Here is an 18,037-nt window from a genome sequence, read left to right on the forward strand (position 1 = left end):
CGATGAGCGTTGGCACCGAGGAGTCTTTGACGGTCAGGGCCGAGTTGGCCGTGTACGGCGTACAGGTGGACGCCCCCGTCCATCGCAGCAAGGGCGCCGGCCCGAGCGACGACGGGCACCTGGTCGTCGACGGTGCCAACGCGACCCTCCCAATCGTTGCTGACAGCCCCTATCAGGTGAAGGACGGCACGGTCTTCCGCAACGGCCTGAACCTGGGTCTGTCGGTCGAGCCGGTCCGCCGGCCGCGGTTCTACGACCTGACCACGGCCGACGGCATCCCGTACCGCCAGATCGCCCTGCTGCACGGCAAGGACGTCCTCGCGACGACCGTGGTCCAGACCTGCATCCGGTACGACGAGTCGACGCGCTGCCGGTTCTGTTCGATCGAGGAGTCGCTGCGGGCCGGCGCGACCATCGCTGCCAAGACACCGGTCCAGCTGGCGGAGGTCGCCGAGGCGGCGGTCCGGCTGGACGGCGTCACCCAGATGGTGATGACGACGGGTACGACGACCGGCCGTGATCGGGGCGCCCGCAACCTGGTCCGGTCGGTGAAGGCAGTGCTCGCCGCCGTCCCCGGTCTGCCGATCCAGGTCCAGATCGAGCCACCCGGTGACCTGGCCGTGCTGGCGGATCTTCGCGATGCGGGTGCGACGTCGATCGGGATCCACGTCGAGTCGCTCGACGACGCCGTACGACGGAAGTGGATGCCGGGGAAGTCCACGGTGAGCATGGCGGAGTATGAGGCGGCGTGGGACGAGGCCGTTCGGGTCTTCGGTCGCAACCGGGTGTCGACGTACCTGCTGATCGGGCTCGGGGAGGACGCGGACGAGTTGGTCGCCGGGGCGGGGCGGTTGATCGAGCGTGGGGTGTACCCGTTCGTCGTGCCGCTGCGGCCGATGCTCGGCACGCTCGCGCGGTCCGATGGGGTGACGGCGCCGGATCCCGCGGTGGTCCGTGACGTGACGGCGCGCGTCGCCGCTCTGCTCGCGGAGGCGGAGATGCGTGGTGCGGACCAGGGTGCCGGCTGCGCCGCGTGTGGTGCGTGCAGCCTGCTCTCGGCGGCCGGCTCATGAGTACGACGGTGGTGCAGACCGCCGGCGTGATGCGAGCCGCGGACGTCCGCGCGCTGCTCGGCGATCCACCACCTACCTTCCTGATCGATGAGGCGGATGACGGGGCCCGGCGGGCCTATCACCGGCTGAGGCATGCGGCCTTCGTCGAGAACCAAGGCCTGTTCGACGGGACGGACCTCGACGAGCGGGATGCGGATCCGCGCACGGTTGTGCTGGTGGCCCGCGATCCCCGCGGGGCCGTGATCGGTGGCGTGCGGCTCGGACCGGCAACGGACGGGCCTGATATCGGTTGGTGGCAAGGCGGCCGCCTGGTTACCGCCGCACGGACCAAGGGCGTAGGCGCCGCGCTCGTGCGAGCCGCCTGTGCTCGAGCCGAGGCCGCAGGTGCGCTGCGCTTCGATGCGACGGTGCAGACCTCCACTTTCCGGTTCTTCCAGCGGCTTGGGTGGGAGACGGTCCGGTCGGTGACGGTGGCGAGCACTCCGCATGTGTTGATGCGATGGCCGATCGGACGGATCGCTCGGTTGGTCAAGGCCACCAAGAGTGAGCTGGGGCCTTTGCTACAAGGGATCGGGCCGGCGGGGTTCGTGGGTGATGACGGCGCGCCGGTGCCGGGGAGTGACCTGGTGGCCGCTTGTGACGCGATCCTGCCGGCGATGGTCGAGCGGGATCCGGAGTGGGCCGGCTGGTGTTCGGTGCTGGTGAACGTCAACGATCTGTCCGCGATGGGCGCCGAACCGGTCGGCCTGCTGGACGCCCTGGGCGCTCGGGACGGGTCATTCGCGAGCCGAGTGCTGGGCGGGCTGAAACGAGCGGCGGGAGCCTACGGTGTGCCGATTCTGGGTGGACACACGCAACTCGGAGTTCCTGCGGCCTTGAGTGTGACCGCGCTCGGGCGGACCGCGCAGCCGGTGGCCGGCGGAGGTGGGCGGCTGGGGCAGCACATCAGACTGACCGCTGACCTGGCCGGCGGCTGGCGCCCCGGCTATGCGGGACGTCAGTGGGACTCGACCAGCCACCGGCGGCCGGAAGAGCTGCGCACGATGCTGGCGGCGGTGGGCAAGGCTCAGCCGTCGGCGGCGAAGGACGTGTCGATGGCCGGAGTCGTCGGCACGCTCGGGATGCTCGCGGAGGCCTCCGGATGCGCGGCCGTGCTGGACGTTGCCGACGTACCGAAGCCGGACCCGGCGACGATGGGGGACTGGCTGACCTGCTTCCCCGGCTTCGCGATGCTCACCAGCGGTCCGCAGGACCTGGAAGCCGGGCCGGCCGTGAGTGCCGTCTGCGGCCAACTGACCACTGGGCACGGTGTCGGACTGCGCTGGCCGGACGGCGACGTCACCGAAGCGCTGACCGCCGGCGTGACCGGGATGGGAGCAGCATGACCCTCAGAATGGCGGCCGTCGCCGCGAACTTCGACCGCGATCTGAACGGCGACTTCGCCCGCGTCGCGACCCTGATCGAGCAGGCCCGAGCGGCCGGCGTCAAACTGCTCGCCCTCCCGGAAGGTGCCCTCGGCGGCTACCTCCTGAGCCTCGACGGTACGGCGGAACCGCCACCGGCGTTCACCGTCGACGGACCCGAGATCGCACGCCTCGCGAAGCTCGCCGGGGACCTGGTCGTCACCGCCGGGTACGCCGAGGCCGACGGGGGACTGATCTACAACAGCGCCGTCTGCGTCACGGGTGACGGCGTACTCGGGCATCACCGCAAGGTCCATCAGCCGTTGCACGAGGACGAGCACTTCGCGGCCGGCGACCGGTTCGAAGCCTTCGATACACCGGTCGGGCGGCTCGGCCTGATGATCTGCTACGACAAGGCGTTCCCGGAGGCAGCCCGGACGCTGGCCCTGGACGGTGCCGAGATCATCGTCTGCCTGTCCGCCTGGCCGGGCGCGCGGACGAACCCGGATCCGGATCTGGCCAAGGATCGGTGGAAGCGGCGGTTCGACCTGTTCGACCGGGCCCGGGCCCTGGAGAACCAGGTGGTCTGGTTGTCGGCCAACCAGTCCGGCACCTTCGGCTCACTGCGGTTCGTGGCGAGCGCCAAGGTGGTCGACCCGGGTGGCGAGATCCTGGCGGAGACCGGGGTGATCGAGGGGATGGCGATCGCCGAGCTGGACGTCGAGCAGGCGCTCGAGCTGGCCCGGCGGTCGATGGGACACCTGCGGGACCGGCGGCCGGAGACCTACGGAACCTCCGAGCTGGCGACGGTCTGACCGCGATGCTCAGGATCGGCGCGGTGGCGGCGGGCTTCACCCGGGACCTGGAGTTCGACCTGTCCCGGGTGGAGGCGCTGATCCGGCACGGCCGCCGCGAGGAGGTGCAGCTGCTGGTGCTGCCGGACGCGGCGCTCGGCGGGTACCTCACCGATCTGAGCAGTCCGTCGCAGGACGACCTGCCACCGGCTCTCGCGCTCGACGACCCGCTGATCGCCAAGGTGATCGCGATGGCGGGCGAGATGGTGGTGTGCTTCGGCTTCTGCGAGGCGGACGGGCCGGGCCGCTACAACACCGCGCTGTGCGTCACCGGCGACGGCATCCTCGGCAAGCATCGCAAGGTGCACCAACCGCCGGCCGAGCGGGCGATCTATGCCGCAGGCAACGGTTTCGCCGCGTTCGACACCCCGGTCGGGCGGCTGGGCCTGATGATCGACTACGACAAGACGTTCCCGGAGGCGGCCCGGACGCTGGCGGTCGACGGCGCGGAGCTGATCGCCTGCCTGTGCGCCTGGCCGACCAGCATCACCAACCGGGCGCCGCGGATGAACGAGGACCGGCAGTCGCGGCTGTTCGATCTCTACGACCGGTCCCGCGCGGCCGAGAACCAGGTCGTGCTGGTCTCGTCCAACCTGACCGGTTCGATCGGCGGCCTGCGGTTCCTCGGCCAGTCCAAGGTGGTCGGTCCGGGCGGCGACATCGTCGCCCGGACCTGGTCGAAGGCCGGGATCGCGATCGCGGAGGTCGACGTCCGCGTCGAGATCGAGACCGCCCGCCGGGTGCTGCACCACCTCGACGAACGCCGCCCGGAGGTCTACTGATGCGGATCGCGCTGCTCAGCTACTCGACCAAACCCCGCGGCGGCGTCGTCCACACGCTGTACCTGGCCGAGGCTCTCGCCGCGACCGGCGCGGACGTGACCGTGTGGTCGCTCGCCCGCGGCGGCGACGAGGGCTTCTTCCGGCCGGTCGATCCCCGGGTCCGGCTGTCGCTCGTGCCGTTCCCCGATCGTCCCGGTGAGAGCGTCGGCAGGCGCATCCTCCGGTCCATCGCCGTACTGCGGGATGCCTTCGACGGATCGCAGTACGACGTCGTGCACGCGCAGGACTGCATCAGCGCGAACGCGGCGGGCCGCTGCATCCGGACCGTGCACCACCTCGACCACTTCACCACTCCGGAGCTGGCAGCCTGTCACGAGCGGGCGATCGTCGATCCGTATGCACATGTCTGCGTCTCCACGGCCGTTGCCGACGAGCTGCTGGCCGGATGGGGGCTCAAGGCAACAGTCATCCCGAACGGCGTGGACGCCGCCCGCTTCGCGGCGGCAGCCGGTCCGCAGCCTGTCGCCAAGGCCGATCGGGAGAGGTGGCGTTTCCGGCTCGGGCGCTATGTCCTCACCGTCGGCGGGATCGAGCCCCGCAAAGGCTCGCTCGACCTGCTCGAGGCGTACGCCCTTCTCGGCGACCTGGACGTGCGGTTGGTGATCGCCGGTGGCGAGACGCTCTTCGACTACCGCTCGTACCGCGCCGCGTGGGACGAGCGCGCCGCGGAGCTCGGCGTCGCGCCGGTCGTACTCGGTCCGGTCGACGACGCGCAGCTCCCAGCACTGGTCGCGGGGGCCGAGGTCTTCGCGTTCCCTTCCATCACAGAAGGCTTCGGCCTCGCTCCCCTGGAGGCGCTGGCCGCCGGCGTGCCGCTGGTGGTCTCCGACCTGCCGGTCTTCCGGGAGATTTTCCGCGACGCCGCGTCGTACGCGATCGGTCCGGCCGACCTCGCGCGCCAACTGCGTGCGGCACCTCGAACCGATCGCGCCGCTCGCGGCCGCGCGCTTGCAGCGACCTACACCTGGCCGGCCGCGGCGGCCGCTCACCTGGAGTTCTATGAGCGAGCTCTGAACACGAGCCAGCGGAGGGCGCAGCACATGTAGACGCCCTCGCAGGCGCCCGCGATCACGCGGCTGAGGTGGTACTCGACACCGAGAGCGCCCAGCCCCGCGCCGATCCCGAGGATCCAGACGAGGTAGTTGACCGCGATCACGGCGACGTACCGCGCGACCTGCGGTCCAACCTCGGCGTGCGAGCGGAAGTTGAGCGTCCGGTTGAGGACGTAGCTCAGCCCGAACGCGGCGCAGTACGCGAGGGTGATCGCCAGCTAGAGCGGCAGTCGCACCCACGAGCGCAGCACGGTCAGCAGCGCCAGGTCCACGGCGAACGTGAACCCGTTGATGACGGCGAACCCGAGCAAACTGGGTGGAACGACCCGGGACAGCCCCCACGGCAACCGCCGGACCACGGCAGCCATCGCGCCGGCGAACGAAGCACCCCGTCGCTCGGCGGGGGTCAGCACCGTCGCCACAGCGCCCAGTCTGCCAGCCCCGCCAACCAGACCCACCCCCGAGTCCGGAGTTCTACTCGACCCTCAGTTGATCGGCGAACCTGGCGATCCCAGCCCAGGTGGTGCTGCTAGCGGACCGCGGCCAGCGCGGCTGAATCCTCGTCGCCGAAGTCGTCCTCGAGCTTCTCCGGGGAGTAGTCGAGGTCGATGCCGGCGACGTCAGCGCCGACGGCCGACTCGATCGCGCCGAGGCGCCGGGTCGCGCGGTCACCGGCGTACGTCATCAAGGCTGTCGGGTTGATCTCCGGGGGAAGTTCGGCGGAGTTCTCCAGCGCCCACTGGATCTGGGTGAGCGCGTGCGGCAGCAACTCCTCCATGGTGTCGGTGACGACCTTCCAGTTCGACGCGTCGGCGGCGACGTGCCGGCGGCAGGTGAACGTGCCCCAGGCCATGTGCCGGCGCTCGTCGTCGCCGATCCGGCGGATCAGTTCCTGCATGCCGGGCAGTACGCCGCGCGCCGTACAGAGCAGGTTCCACGCGTGATAGCCGGTCAGGGCCAGCGTGCCTTCGACGACGTGGTTGTAGGTGACACTGGCCCGGACCTGGTTCGCCGGCGACGGATCGTCGGCCAGCGACTTGAGCGCGACCGGCAGCGCCTCGTAGAAGATCGCGCGGTAGCCGGGGTTGTTCTCGACGTAGTGGTGCAGGTCCTCTGTGACGCCGACCGCGTCCAGCCAGAGCCGGAAGACCGCGGTGTGCTTGGCCTCCTCGAAGCAGAACTGGGTCAGGTACATCTCGTCGCCGAACCGTCCCTCGGCCGCCATCGCCTGCAGGAGCGGCTGCAGGTCCTCGGTCACCGCCTCCTCCCCGGCGATGAACTGCGAGCACAGCAGCAACGCGTTGTCCTTGTCGTTGTCGCCGAGCTCCTGCCAGTCCTTCGCATCCTGACCGAAGTCGATGTCCCGCGGGTTCCAGAACTTCCGGTTGCCCTTGTCGAACAGCCGCAGCGGCAGGGCGTCCCAGTTGAAACCACCCGACCGCAGCGAGCTGAATCCCTGCCGGTGACGGGGATTGGTCGTGGTCATGGGGCCTCCCGGCCTGGACTGAGGAGCGGAGGGAGCGCAGCGACTGGAGCGACGAGGGAAGGCCGGGAGGTTGAGCCCCATGACCCTGCCGGCGCCGAAGGCCCGGCCAAAAGAAACGGAGAGAGGACGCGAGCCAGTTGCTCGGCCACCGCCGCCGGGGGAGGGCCTGGCGTGACGATGTGGCTCATGACGACGCGCAAGGCGACGTCAACGCAACTGGTCGCGTCCTCGGCCGGCACCTCGGGCCAGTGCTCCATGACATGCGCACCCAGCCGAAGGTGAGCCAGTTCCAGCACCTGCTGCCCCCGTGTGGTCAGCAGCTGACTGGCCTGGTCGGATCCCGGCTGGCTCAGCGCAGCCCGGATCAGCGGGTTCTCGCCGGCCAGGGTGAGCGCGCGCTCGACCGCGGCCCGCAGTCCGTCGATCGGATCGGACTGCTCGGCGAGGGCCGCGTTCACGTCCAGGAGGAACCGCTCGGTCTCACGTGCTGCCACCGCTTCCAGCACGCCCCATTTGTCGCCGAACTCGTTGTAGACGGTCTGCCGGGACACGCCGGTCCGGCGGCCCACGTCGGCCATCCGGAGTCCGTCGTACCCGCCGGCGACGACCGCGTCGTACGCGGCGTCCAGCAGTTCGTCCCGGAGACGGCGCTTGGTCCGGTCGGCGAACGAGTCCATGATGACGAGGGTTTACAAAAACCTCCTGGGTGTCAAGTGTTCGGACAGAGTGTCTTCAGCTGTCAAGTGACGAGAAGTGCGCCGCGTCGCCGGTCCGCGGCGTACTGCGGACGCCGTCGATGCTGACCGGGACGTCGCCGGCCAGGGTGACCCGGTGCAGGCGGCGCGGCTGGTCGTCGTAGTCGGCGACGCCGTAGTGCTGGGTGGCCCGGTTGTCCCAGATCGCCAGGTCGCCCGGCTGCCACTGCCAGCGGACTGTGTTGTCGAGATTCGTGATCCGGTTCTGCAGGAGCTCGAACAACGCGGTCGTCTCGGCGGAGGTGAAGCCGACGAAGCGCCGGACGAAATGGCCGAGCACGAGTGAGCGCTCGCCGGTCTCGGGGTGGACGCGGACGACCGGGTGCTCGGTCTCGAACAGCGTCGACACGAACTGCTCGCGGTGTTTCTCGACCTTCACGTCCACGCCGCCGATCCGGACCTCGTCCGCTGCGCCGGCGTAGTCGTACACGTTGCTGTGCACCGCCCACAGCCGGTCGACCAGCGCTTGCAGGGCGACCGGCAGCTTCGCGTACGCCGCGACCGTGTTGGCCCACGTGGTCGCGCCGCCGTACGTGGGCAGCGTGACGGCCCGGAGGATGCTGATCGCGGGGATCCGGTCGACGAAGGTCACGTCGGTGTGCCAGCTGTTCGCCTTGCCGTAGTCGGAGTCGATCGGCAGCACGTTCGCGGCGCCCTCGATGCTCTTCGACGTGGGGTGGGCGAGCGTCGGCGTACCGAGCAGCTGGGCGAACGCGAGCTGACCGGCATCGTCGAGGTGGTGCTGCTCGCGGAAGAAGACGACCTTGTGGTCGAGCAGGGCCTGCCGGATCGCGGCGACGGTCTGCGGGCTCAGGTCCCCGCCGAGTGTGACGTTGCCGATGACGGCGCCGATCGCGCCGCCGGCCTTGGTGACGGTGATCTCCGGTGCTTCGAGCTGAGTGGTCATGGGTGGGCTCCCTCAGGGTTTCGCTCCCCTCGCCCCGAGCGGGGCGAGGGTGATTGTTGGTTAATGTGTATTTTCCTACTGAATTAGTAGACATAGCTCTCGTTTCGGGATGCGAGATTCGGGGGGCGGGCGGACCACGTAGGGTTGGGGACGTGTCAACCGCCGAGATCCAGCCTGCTTCCGCGACCGCCGATGTGCCGGAGTTGGTGGTCGGATTCGACTTGGACATGACGCTGATCGACTCGCGGCCGGGGATCCAGGCAGTCTGGGACCTGCTCGCCGCGGAGACCGGCGTACCGATCGACTCGGAGCTGGTGGTGAGCCGGCTCGGGCCCCCGCTGACCTGGGAGATGGCGAACTGGTTCCCGCCGGAGCAGGTCGACGCGATGGTCTCCCGGTACCGGGAGCACTACCCGTCGTACGCGATCACCGGAAGCCTGCCGCTGCCGGGCGTGGCCGAGTCGCTCGCCGCGATCCGGGCGCTGCGCGGGCGGACGATGGTGGTGTCGGCGAAGTACACCCCGTCGGTGCGGCTGCACCTCGAGCACCTCGGCCTGGACGTCGACGAGCCGGTCGGTGACCTGCACGGAGCCGAGAAGGGTACGGCGCTCCGCGAGCACAAGGCGACGATCTACGTCGGCGACCACACCGCGGACATCGACGGAGCCCGTGCGGCCGGTGCGGTGGCGGTGTCCGTCGCGACCGGTCCGTTCACCGCCGACGAGCTCCGGGCGTACGGCGCGGACGTCGTACTGAACGATCTCACCGAGTTCCCGGCGTGGCTGGATGCGTACGTGCTGGAGCAGCGGCTCGAAGCGTTGATGCGGCGGCTGTCGAGCTACGACCAGATGGTGGTCGCGTTCAGCGGCGGCGCGGACTCGGCGTTCCTGCTCGCGGCCGCGGCCCGGGCAATCGGTCCGGCCAACGTGGTCGCGGCGACGGCGATCTCGCCTTCGCTGCCGACGGCGGAGCTCGAGCCCGCAGCGCGGTTCGCGGACGGGATCGGCGTACGTCATCTCACCCCGCACACGCACGAGATGGAGCGCGAGGGGTACCAGGCCAACTCGGGCGCCCGGTGCTACTTCTGCAAGGCCGAGCTGGTGGAGACGCTGCAGCCGATCGCGGACGAGTTCGGCATCACCGCGATCGCGACCGGGACGAACGCCGATGACGCGATCGCCGGGTTCCGGCCGGGCATCCGGGCCGCGTTCGAGCGGGGTGCGATCACGCCGCTGAAGGACGCGCGGCTGACCAAGGCGCAGATCCGTGAGGCGTCCCGCAGTTGGGGACTCGAGACCTCGGACAAGCCGGCCGCCGCGTGTCTGTCCAGCCGGATCGCGTACGGCATCCGGATCACGCCGAACCTGCTCGCCCGGGTCGACCGGGCCGAACAGGCGGTCCGCTCGCGGCTGTCGTCTTACGGCGTCCAGAACGTCCGGGTCCGTGACGTCGGGGAGACGGCGAGTATCGAGATCGACGCCGCGTTGCTGGATCAGGTCGATCACCAGGTGCTCGTCGACGCGGTGGTCGCCGAGGGGTTCCCGGCCGCTCAGGTCGACCCGCGGGGCTTCCGGTCCGGATCGATGAACGAACGGTTGAAGGATCCGGACAAGTACCGCTGAGGTGTGGGGTCCGGCAGATGCGGGAAGCCTGCCGGTTCAGGTAGTTTCCCGGAGGCGCCGCGGCGCCGGTTCACGTACGCTGGGTTTCCGGCCGGGCCGCGTGTCCGGTCTTGTTCCGACGATTGACGACTGAAGAGGTTCCCGTGCCCGTTGGCAAGGTGAAGTGGTATGACTCCGACAAGGGGTTCGGCTTCCTCAGCAAGGAGGAAGGCGGGGACGTGTACGTCCGCGCCGAGGCCCTGCCCGCGGGAGTGACCAGCCTGAAGCCGGGCCAGAAGGTCGAGTTCGGCGTCGTCGAGGGACGCAAGGGCGAGCAGGCCCTCCAGGTCCGGCTGATCGACCCGCCGCCGTCGGTGGCGAAGGCGATGCGGCCGAAGCCGGAGGAGATGCAGCTCGTCATCGAGGACCTGATCAAGCTCCTCGACAACGTCGGCGAGCAGTACCGCCGCGGCCGCCACCCGGACGGCAAGGCCGCCCGTCAGGTCGCGACCGTTCTGCGCGGCGTCGCCGACAAGCTCGACGTCTAGGGCGGGTCTCCTAGCTCCGGCGCTCGATCAGCGACTGGATGCCGTCGAGGACGGTGTCCAGGCCGAAGGCGAACTCGGCGGCGTCGAAGTCGCCGGCGTACCCGTCGGACGGTGGCTGCTCGAGGGTGGCCGCGATCCCGGGGAAGCGGTCCGGGGTGGCGAGCATCGCCAGTCGCCGGGTGTAGCGCAGGTCGGCCTCGCGGGCGGCGTCCGGCTCGGTGTGCATCCCCGCGGTGAGCTGCGCCGTACCCCGGACATAGATGTTCACCAGCAGCATCGACGACAACCGGTCCTGCGGCGACAGCGGCGTACCGTCGAACGCGGACAGCGCCGACTCCATCCAGGTCAGCTGGTTGGGTGACAGCGGCGGCTCGGTGACCGGGATCTGCAGGATCCACGGATGCTGCCGCAGTCCGTCGCGGAACGCCGCGGCCCACGCGGTGATCCGGTCCCGCCAGCCGGTGTGCGCGTCCAGGTCCGGGGGCGTGCCGAACGCGTGCTCCAGCATCACGACGTACAGGTCGTCCTTGGCGTCGACGTACCGGTAGAGCGACATCGTGGTGAAGCCGAGCTCGGCCGCCACCTTGCTCATCGAGACCGCGGCCAGCCCACCCGCGTCGGCCAGCTTGACCGCCGCGCGGGCGATGTCGCTGATGTGAAACGCCGGCTTCGGCCCCGGCCGCTGGCGGCCCTCGATCCCCCACAGCTGCTGCAGCACCCGCGGCAGTTCCTCGTCCATGACTCTCCTCTCTCCGCTCCACCCTATCTGTTTACAGCATAGACAGTCTTAGGTATGGTCTGTGTATGGCGCACACAGTGTGCGGCGTAGACAGATAATCCGGAGGATGTCATGGGTACGACGGATCGGGCGGGACGCAAGGAGTGGATCGCGCTCGGTGTGCTCGCGCTGCCGCTGCTGCTGGTCTCGATGGACGTCTCGGTGCTGTACTTCGCGGTCCCGTTCATCAGCGCGGACCTGGGCGTCTCGGCGACCGAGCAACTGTGGATCTTCGACATCTACGGATTCGTGCTGGCCGGCCTGCTGATCACGATGGGCTCGCTCGGCGACCGGATCGGGCGGCGCCGGCTGCTGCTGTTCGGTGCGATCGGGTTCGGGCTGGCGTCGGTCGCGGCGGCGTACGCGCAGAGCCCGGAGCAGCTGATCGCGGCTCGCGCGGTGCTCGGCATCGGCGGCGCGACCCTGATGCCGTCGACCCTGGCGCTGATCCGGAACATGTTCCACGACCCGGCGCAGCGGTCGAAGGCGATCGCGTTCTGGAGCGCGGTGATGATGGGCGGGATCACGCTCGGCCCGGTGCTCGGCGGCTTCCTGCTGGAGCACTTCTGGTGGGGCTCGGTGTTCCTGATCAACACCCCGGCGATGGTGTTGCTGCTGGTGCTCGCGCCGATGCTGCTGCCGGAGTTCAAGACACCTCGGGCTGGGCGCTTCGACCTGATCGGGTCGGTGCTGTCGCTGGCCGCCGTACTGCCGGTGATCTGGGGGATCAAGGAGCTCGCGGCCGACGGTGCGTCCGCGTTGCCGGTGGTGTCGATCGTGGCCGGGGTGGTGTTCGGGGTGCTGTTCGTGCAGCGGCAGCGGACCGCGGCGTACCCGATGCTCGACCTGTCCATGTTCCGGAACCGCGCCTTCAGCGGTTCGCTCGCCGCCAACACGATCGGCACGCTGGCTTTGGTGGGCAACGCGGTCTTCCTGACCCAGTACCTGCAGCTCGTGCACGGCCTGAGCCCGTTCAAGGCGGCGCTGTGGTCGCTCGCGCCGTCCATCCTGGTCGGTGGTGCTGCCCCGCTCGCCACGGTGCTCGCGGGCAAGATGGACCGCGCGTACGTGATCGGTGGCGCCTTCGTCCTCGCTGCGACCGGGTACGGCGTACTGACTCAGCTGGACGCGGACTCGTCGCTGGCGGTGCCGCTGACCGGCGCTGGTCTGCTCGCGGCCGGGCTCGTCATGGTGATGTCCCTGGTCACCGAGGCCGTCGTCGGCTCTGTCGCCCCCGAACGCGCCGGCTCGGCGTCCGCGGTGATGGAGACCTGCTCCGAGTTCGGCGGCGCGCTGGGCATCGCGGTCCTCGGCTCCATCGGTACGGCGGCCTACCGCGCCGACCTCCCGTCCGACGTGGCAGCCCCGGTTCGCGAGGGCCTCCCCGCCGCCACCGCCGCGGCCGCCCACCTCCCCGCCCAGGTAGCCGACACCATCCTCACCACCGCCCGCCACGCCTTCACCCACAGCATGAACGTCGTCTCCGTCGTCGGCTGCCTACTCCTCCTCACCACCGCCGCAGCCGCCACCCTCACCCTGCGCGGCACCAACCCCCAACACCCCACCCCCACCGACAACGCCACCCCCACCCCCACCGACAACGCCGCCTCGACCCCCGAACTCCACCTAACCGCCTAACCCCCAACACCAACTGGGCCCGCCGGACAAGCCACAACTTGCCCGCCGGGCCCAGAACCCGTCCCAGATACCCACAACCTGTCCCGCCCCCGAGGGATGCGGGCGCGCACCCGAAGCTGCCCGAGCGCCTGCTGTCGGCTGTCTGTGGTTAGCGCGGGGGGCGGCGGGTGTCGCCGCCTGGGCGGCGTTTGAAGAGGCCGCGGTCGCGGTTGTGTTCGACGGTTGGCTCCTCGGACCAGGGGGCCTGCTCTTCGACGGTGTCGTCGGCATCGTCTTCTGGTTGGCCGCTCCACCAGCGGCCGATCGGCTGGTCCGGGGGTTTGCCGGCGTCCGGCTGCCGATCGTTCTGGTCAGTGCGGAACTCGACCGTCGGCTCGTCGTGCCGGCCGGAGCGTTGGGCCCGGTTGGCGCGTTGCTCGGCGACGCTGGTCGTGAGGATCGTCCGACTCGTGGACGTCGGCTGATGCTCCTTCGGGTCAGGCCGGCTCGGATGCGGGCCGGCGGGCTTCGGTGGGTGCGGCGCGCGGAGTGGCGGGGCCGGCGCCGGCCGGAAGCGCAGTACCAGGAACACGACGATGAGCAGTACGGCGGCCAGGAAGCCGAAGCCCAGCCGGGGGAGCAGGGGGAGGACGATGCCGCAGCCGCCACCGATGACCCACGCCAGTTGCAACACGGTCTCCGAGCGGGCGAAGACCGACGTACGCACGGACTCCGGAACATCACGCTGGATCATCGCGTCCAGCGACAGCTTGCCGAGTGAGCTGCACAACCCGGCGATGAAGCCGAGCGCGATCAGGAACACGAACCCGTAGAACACCGCCACTCCGACCGCGACGGTCGCGTCCGCGATCAGGACGACCAGCACCACCGCCTCGGGTTTACGGGCCTTGAGCAACGATCCGAGCACGGTGCCGAGGCTGTTGCCGATCCCGGCCGCCGCGACCACCGCGCCGGCCGCGAGCGCCCCGTTGATCCCGCTGATCGGCTTGTCCCGGAGCAGGAACGCCAGATACATGGTCAGGAACCCGGACACGAACCGCAGCCCGAGGTTGCACCGGATCCCGCGCGCCACGGCCGCCGTGATCGCGCGCCGTCTCGCGTCCCGTCCCGCCGTACCGGTGATCTCCTCGCCGGCCGGTGAGTCGACCGCGCTCGGCAGCCGGATCGCGAGGATCAGGCCGATCGTGTACACCACCGCGGCCCAGCGCAGCGACCACTGCGGGCCGATCGCGGCGAACGCGGCCGCGATCCCGGCGCCGATCGTCGCGCCGGCGACACCGGCCAGCGAGATCCGGGAGTTGGCCGTGACGAGGGTGATCTCCTTGGGGAGCAGGCGGGGTACGGCGGACGCCCGGGTGACGCCGTACGCCTTGGAGGCGACCAGGCAGCCGAGAGCGGCCGGGTACAGCCAGGCGGACGTGCTCCCGTTCATCGAGGCGGCGAGGCTCCAGACCAGGAACCCGCGCAACCCGAGCGTCGCACCGATCGCCCAGCGGCGGCCGTGCCGGAAGCGGTCGAGAATCGGGCCGATCAGCGGTGCCATCAGCGCGAACGGCGCCATCGTCAGCACGAGGAACAGCGCGACCCGGTCCCGGGCCTGGTCGCTCGGCACGGTGAAGAACACGGTCCCCGCCAGGGAGACGGCGAAGGCGGTGTCGCCCGCGGCGTTCACCGCGCCCAGCTCGATCAGCCGGGAGAGTCCCGATTCGCCGGCGCCTTGCGCGCTGGTCAGCCCGCGGATCCGCCGGCCGGTGGCGCGTCCGACCTTGCCGCTGACCGAGGCGGTCTTCTTCGAGGCGGCCGCGACCCCGTCCGCGCCGACCTTCGACGCGTGGCCCACCTTCTTGCTGGCTGTGCCCAACTTCTCCCGAGCATCGCTGAACCGCTCCCCGGCAGACTTCCCAGCCGACTTCTCATCGGATGGCTTCCCACCCGGCCCGCCAGACGTTCCACCCGGATCGCTGGATCGCGGTCCGCCAGGCGTCTGCGCACCCGGCGCCCGGCCTCCGGCAGGCTGCGCGCCGGCGGGCTTGCCGCCGGGCGTCGCCTTCGGGTCGGCGGGGTCTGGGGTGTGCATGGAACTATCCTGCCTCTTGCCGGGGACAGACCGGAGTCACGGCGCGTTCGGGTGAGCTTGGCGAGCATGCGAGAATGGGCGATTGTGACTCCCGTCAGAACTCCGGAACCGGTGCGTGCCAAGCCCGACGCCATCTGTGTCGCGGCCGTCGAACCGGCCCGCGAGGCCGCGATCATCGAGGCCGGCGCCGCGGTGGTCGGGGAGCACCTCGGTCATCGGGTCGAGGGTGAGCGCCTCGTCACCCACTACTTCGCGTCCACCCACCCCGGGTACCGCGGCTGGCGCTGGGCGGTCACGCTGACCCGCGCCTCCCGGGCGAAGACGGTCACCGTCAACGAGGTCGTCATGCTGCCCGGCGACGAGGCGATCGTCGCACCGGAGTGGGTCCCGTGGTCGGACCGGGTTCAGCCCGGCGACCTGCGTCCCGGTGACCTGTTCCCGACCCTCCCCGACGACCCGCGCCTGGAGCCCGGGTTCACCGACACCGCGGGTGCTCCCGAGGACGTACTGACGGTCGTCGAGGAGCTCGGACTCGGTCGCGAGCGCGTCCTCTCGCCGTACGGTCGGGAAGACGCAGCCGACCGCTGGTACGGCGGAGACTTCGGGCCGACGTCCGCGATCGCGCAGGCCGTCCCATACAAGTGCCACTCGTGCGGCTACTGGATCCGGTTGGCGGACAGCCTTGGACAGGCGTTCGGCGTCTGCGCCAACGAGATGGCCCCGGGCGAGGGCCGCGTCGTCGCGTATGACTACGGCTGTGGCGCGCACTCCGACGCCGTCATCGACATCCCCGACCAGCCGATCGCCGAACACGCCTTCGACACCACCGGCTACGACGCCCTCGAACTCGAGGCGGCCGCCAAAGCCGATGCCCTCGAGGCCGACGCCGTAGAGCCCGAGGTAGACATCACCGAAGCCGCCGCGGAAGAACTCGCCGAGGTAGACGCCGTCCAGGCCGAAGTAGAAGCAGCCGCCGAACCAGAATCCGACGACGAACTAACCCAGTAGTAACGCGATATCACTCCGCGGCCCCGCCGAAGGCGGCGAGAGAACAGCCGCCGCCGGAGGTGGTGTCGTTTGGGCTTTCAGTCTTCGGTTTCGCTGCGGTGGCCGGCTTGGATGGCGGCCCAGCGGCGGCGGCAGTACCAGAGGCCGATCAGGCCGAGGCCGAAGCCGGCGACGGTGACCCAGAGCCACCAGCCGCGGCCGTCCTTCTCCAGATCGTCGCGGAAGATCAGCACGACGACGAACGCGACCGCCCAGGCGATGATGCCGGCGATCACGCTGGGGATGCCGGACAGGTCGAGCGGCTTGACCTCGGCGTGGACCAGTTCGCCGCGGGCGAGCTGACTCGTCGGGTCGTTACGCTTCTTCGACGCTGCCTCCTCCTCCGTCACAGGCCCAACCTTAATGCACACCTGACAACGGCTTGCCGTTAGTGCTCGCACCCTGGCGGTGAGAACTGGCACGATGCCGTCATGAGCTCGCCCCAGGCCACGACGGCCCGCTCCAGGTCAGGTTTCCTCGAGTCCTACTTCAAGATCAGTGAACGTGGGTCCTCCCTCAGCCGGGAGGTTCGCGGTGGGCTGGTCACGTTCTTCACGATGGCCTACATCGTCGTGCTGAACCCGCTGATCATCGGCACCGTCAAGGACGGCGACGGGCAACTGGTCGGTGGTGGCACCAACCCGGATGTGTCGATCGCGAAGGTCGCGGTCGCCACGGCGCTGGTGGCCGGCGTGGTCACCATTCTCATGGGCGTCCTGGCGAACTTCCCGCTCGCGCTGGCGACCGGGTTGGGGCTGAACGCGTTCGTCGCGTTCTCGATCGCGACCAAGATGACCTGGGCCGACGCGATGGGTCTGGTCGTGCTCGAAGGTCTGGTCATCCTGGTGCTGGTGCTCACCGGCTTCCGGAAGGCCGTGTTCGAGGCGGTGCCGCTGCAGCTGAAGATCGCGATCAGTGTCGGCATCGGCCTGTTCATCGCGTTCATCGGGCTGGTCGACGCGGGCATCGTGCGCCGGCCCGCCGCGCCGGACGGGCCACCGGTGGAGCTGGGGAGTGCCGGGGAGCTGCGGGGCTGGCCGGTCCTGGTCTTCGTCTTCGGCCTGCTGCTGATGGTCACGTTGTACGCCCGCAAGGTGAAGGGTGCGATCCTGATCGGCATCGTCGCCTCGACCGTACTTGCGATCATCTTCCAGGCGATGTTCAACCTCGGGCTGCGCAAGGACAACCCGGGCGGTTGGGGCCTGCAGGTGCCGGAGCTGCCGGACAAGTGGTTCTCGAAGCCGAATCTGGATCTCCTCGGCGAGTTCAACCTGTTCGGGTCGTTCGAGCGCATCGGGGTGATCGCGGCACTGCTGATCATCTTCACGCTGATGCTGGCCGACTTCTTCGACACCATGGGCACGATGACCGCGATCGGCGCCGAGGCCGGCCTGCTGGACAAGGACGGCATCCCGCCGAACTCGCAGCGGATCCTGATCGTGGACAGCGTCGCGGCCGCGGCCGGTGGTGCCGCGTCGGTCTCGAGCAACACGTCGTACATCGAGTCCGCGTCGGGTGTCGGCGAGGGCGCCCGGACAGGGCTGGCGAGTGTCGTCACCGGGATCTGCTTCCTGCTCGCGATGGTGGTCGCCCCGCTGGTCACGCTGGTGCCGTACGAGGCGGCGACGCCGGCGTTGATCCTGGTGGGTTTCTTGATGATGACGCAGGTGAAGGGGATCAAGTTCGACGACATCGAGGTCGCCTTCCCGGCGTTCCTGACGATCATCCTGATGCCGTTCACGTACTCGATCTCGGCCGGGATCGGGGCCGGTTTCGTCTCGTACGCCGTACTGAAGGCGGTCCGTGGCAAGAGCCGCGAGGTGCACCCGCTGCTGTGGGTCGTCTCCGCGCTCTTCGTCCTCTACTTCGCCATCCACCCGCTCCGCGACTGGCTCACCTGAGCCGGACGTACTCCGCGCGATCCGTCGAATCGGTGCCGCCGTAGCCGAGTCACCGGGAATACGGGCATGCCGTAA

At 69.8% G+C, this 18,037-nt stretch carries 18 protein-coding genes; 10 read left to right on the top strand and 8 right to left on the bottom strand.

Annotated elements, in window-relative coordinates; translation table 11 throughout:
* The first annotated feature begins 2 nt into the window (after positions 1-2).
* Genes OG876_RS19645 through OG876_RS19665 form a run of 5 tightly spaced genes read left to right on the top strand, consistent with a single transcriptional unit; the run spans position 3 to position 5,218 of the window.
* Positions 3-1,073 carry an MSMEG_0568 family radical SAM protein gene (locus OG876_RS19645; protein WP_328526328.1) on the top strand — a complete coding sequence of 357 codons (1,071 nt, stop codon included), beginning with the start codon at positions 3-5 and terminating at the stop codon, positions 1,071-1,073.
* On the top strand, positions 1,070-2,458 hold the full coding sequence (locus tag OG876_RS19650; protein ID WP_328526329.1) for an MSMEG_0567/sll0787 family protein: 1,389 nt from the start codon (positions 1,070-1,072) through the stop codon (positions 2,456-2,458). Before OG876_RS19645 ends, OG876_RS19650 begins: the two co-directional genes overlap by 4 nt.
* Positions 2,455-3,291: a carbon-nitrogen hydrolase family protein gene (locus tag OG876_RS19655; protein ID WP_328526330.1), complete on the top strand. Its 837-nt coding sequence runs from the start codon at positions 2,455-2,457 to the stop codon at positions 3,289-3,291. Before OG876_RS19650 ends, OG876_RS19655 begins: the two co-directional genes overlap by 4 nt.
* A 5-nt stretch (positions 3,292-3,296) precedes the next feature.
* Positions 3,297-4,112 (top strand): carbon-nitrogen hydrolase family protein, encoded by an 816-nt coding sequence (locus OG876_RS19660; protein ID WP_328526331.1) that lies wholly within the window; start codon positions 3,297-3,299, stop codon positions 4,110-4,112.
* The gene (locus tag OG876_RS19665) at positions 4,112-5,218 is read left to right on the top strand and encodes an MSMEG_0565 family glycosyltransferase (protein ID WP_328526332.1); all 1,107 of its coding nucleotides are present in this window, start codon (positions 4,112-4,114) and stop codon (positions 5,216-5,218) included. Before OG876_RS19660 ends, OG876_RS19665 begins: the two co-directional genes overlap by 1 nt.
* Here OG876_RS19665 and OG876_RS44060 read toward each other — a convergent pair.
* From OG876_RS44060 to OG876_RS19685, 5 genes are all read right to left on the bottom strand, one after another.
* The gene (locus OG876_RS44060) at positions 5,170-5,442 is read right to left on the bottom strand and encodes a GtrA family protein (protein WP_442914185.1); all 273 of its coding nucleotides are present in this window, start codon (positions 5,440-5,442) and stop codon (positions 5,170-5,172) included. The two genes, OG876_RS19665 and OG876_RS44060, sit on opposite strands and share 49 nt — an antisense overlap.
* The gene (locus tag OG876_RS19670) at positions 5,443-5,646 is read right to left on the bottom strand and encodes a hypothetical protein (RefSeq protein WP_328526333.1); all 204 of its coding nucleotides are present in this window, start codon (positions 5,644-5,646) and stop codon (positions 5,443-5,445) included. It abuts the gene before it with no gap.
* A 107-nt stretch (positions 5,647-5,753) separates the two neighbouring features.
* Complete coding sequence (locus tag OG876_RS19675; protein ID WP_328526334.1) at positions 5,754-6,710, bottom strand: R2-like ligand-binding oxidase; 957 nt, start codon at positions 6,708-6,710, stop codon at positions 5,754-5,756.
* A complete protein-coding gene (locus OG876_RS19680; protein WP_328526335.1) occupies positions 6,707-7,387 on the bottom strand; it encodes a TetR/AcrR family transcriptional regulator in 681 nt (226 codons plus the stop codon). The genes OG876_RS19675 and OG876_RS19680 overlap by 4 nt, the downstream gene beginning before the upstream one ends.
* 55 nt (positions 7,388-7,442) lie before the next feature.
* On the bottom strand, positions 7,443-8,372 hold the full coding sequence (locus OG876_RS19685) for a TauD/TfdA dioxygenase family protein (RefSeq protein ID WP_328526336.1): 930 nt from the start codon (positions 8,370-8,372) through the stop codon (positions 7,443-7,445).
* A 152-nt stretch (positions 8,373-8,524) separates the two neighbouring features.
* Between OG876_RS19685 and larE the strand changes: the two genes are divergently transcribed.
* Both larE and OG876_RS19695 read left to right on the top strand, forming a co-directional pair.
* Entirely contained in the window at positions 8,525-9,994 is a 1,470-nt protein-coding gene (larE, locus tag OG876_RS19690) for an ATP-dependent sacrificial sulfur transferase LarE (protein ID WP_328526337.1), read from the top strand.
* A gap of 143 nt (positions 9,995-10,137) precedes the next feature.
* Positions 10,138-10,521, top strand: a complete 384-nt coding sequence (locus OG876_RS19695) for a cold-shock protein (protein WP_328526338.1) — start codon at positions 10,138-10,140, stop codon at positions 10,519-10,521.
* A gap of 10 nt (positions 10,522-10,531) precedes the next feature.
* Here the strand turns inward: OG876_RS19695 and OG876_RS19700 are convergent, their stop codons facing one another.
* Positions 10,532-11,260 (bottom strand): TetR/AcrR family transcriptional regulator, encoded by a 729-nt coding sequence (locus tag OG876_RS19700; RefSeq protein WP_328526339.1) that lies wholly within the window; start codon positions 11,258-11,260, stop codon positions 10,532-10,534.
* A 111-nt stretch (positions 11,261-11,371) separates the two neighbouring features.
* Here OG876_RS19700 and OG876_RS19705 point away from each other — a divergent pair, with 111 nt between their 5' ends.
* Positions 11,372-12,937 carry an MFS transporter gene (locus OG876_RS19705; RefSeq protein WP_328526340.1) on the top strand — a complete coding sequence of 522 codons (1,566 nt, stop codon included), beginning with the start codon at positions 11,372-11,374 and terminating at the stop codon, positions 12,935-12,937.
* A gap of 148 nt (positions 12,938-13,085) precedes the next feature.
* Here the strand turns inward: OG876_RS19705 and OG876_RS19710 are convergent, their stop codons facing one another.
* Positions 13,086-15,014 (bottom strand): MFS transporter, encoded by a 1,929-nt coding sequence (locus OG876_RS19710; RefSeq protein WP_328526341.1) that lies wholly within the window; start codon positions 15,012-15,014, stop codon positions 13,086-13,088.
* A 66-nt stretch (positions 15,015-15,080) separates the two neighbouring features.
* Between OG876_RS19710 and OG876_RS19715 the strand changes: the two genes are divergently transcribed.
* Positions 15,081-16,022 carry a DUF3027 domain-containing protein gene (locus OG876_RS19715; RefSeq protein ID WP_442914141.1) on the top strand — a complete coding sequence of 314 codons (942 nt, stop codon included), beginning with the start codon at positions 15,081-15,083 and terminating at the stop codon, positions 16,020-16,022.
* A 77-nt stretch (positions 16,023-16,099) separates the two neighbouring features.
* On the opposite strand, the gene OG876_RS19720 is transcribed toward OG876_RS19715, so the two are convergent.
* Positions 16,100-16,411, bottom strand: a complete 312-nt coding sequence (locus tag OG876_RS19720; protein ID WP_328526343.1) for a DUF2530 domain-containing protein — start codon at positions 16,409-16,411, stop codon at positions 16,100-16,102.
* A gap of 81 nt (positions 16,412-16,492) precedes the next feature.
* Here OG876_RS19720 and OG876_RS19725 point away from each other — a divergent pair, with 81 nt between their 5' ends.
* Positions 16,493-17,962: an NCS2 family permease gene (locus OG876_RS19725; protein WP_328526344.1), complete on the top strand. Its 1,470-nt coding sequence runs from the start codon at positions 16,493-16,495 to the stop codon at positions 17,960-17,962.
* Positions 17,963-18,037: the final 75 nt, after the last annotated feature.

Source organism: Kribbella sp. NBC_00359 (genome assembly GCF_036097425.1).
Lineage (GTDB): Bacteria > Actinomycetota > Actinomycetes > Propionibacteriales > Kribbellaceae > Kribbella.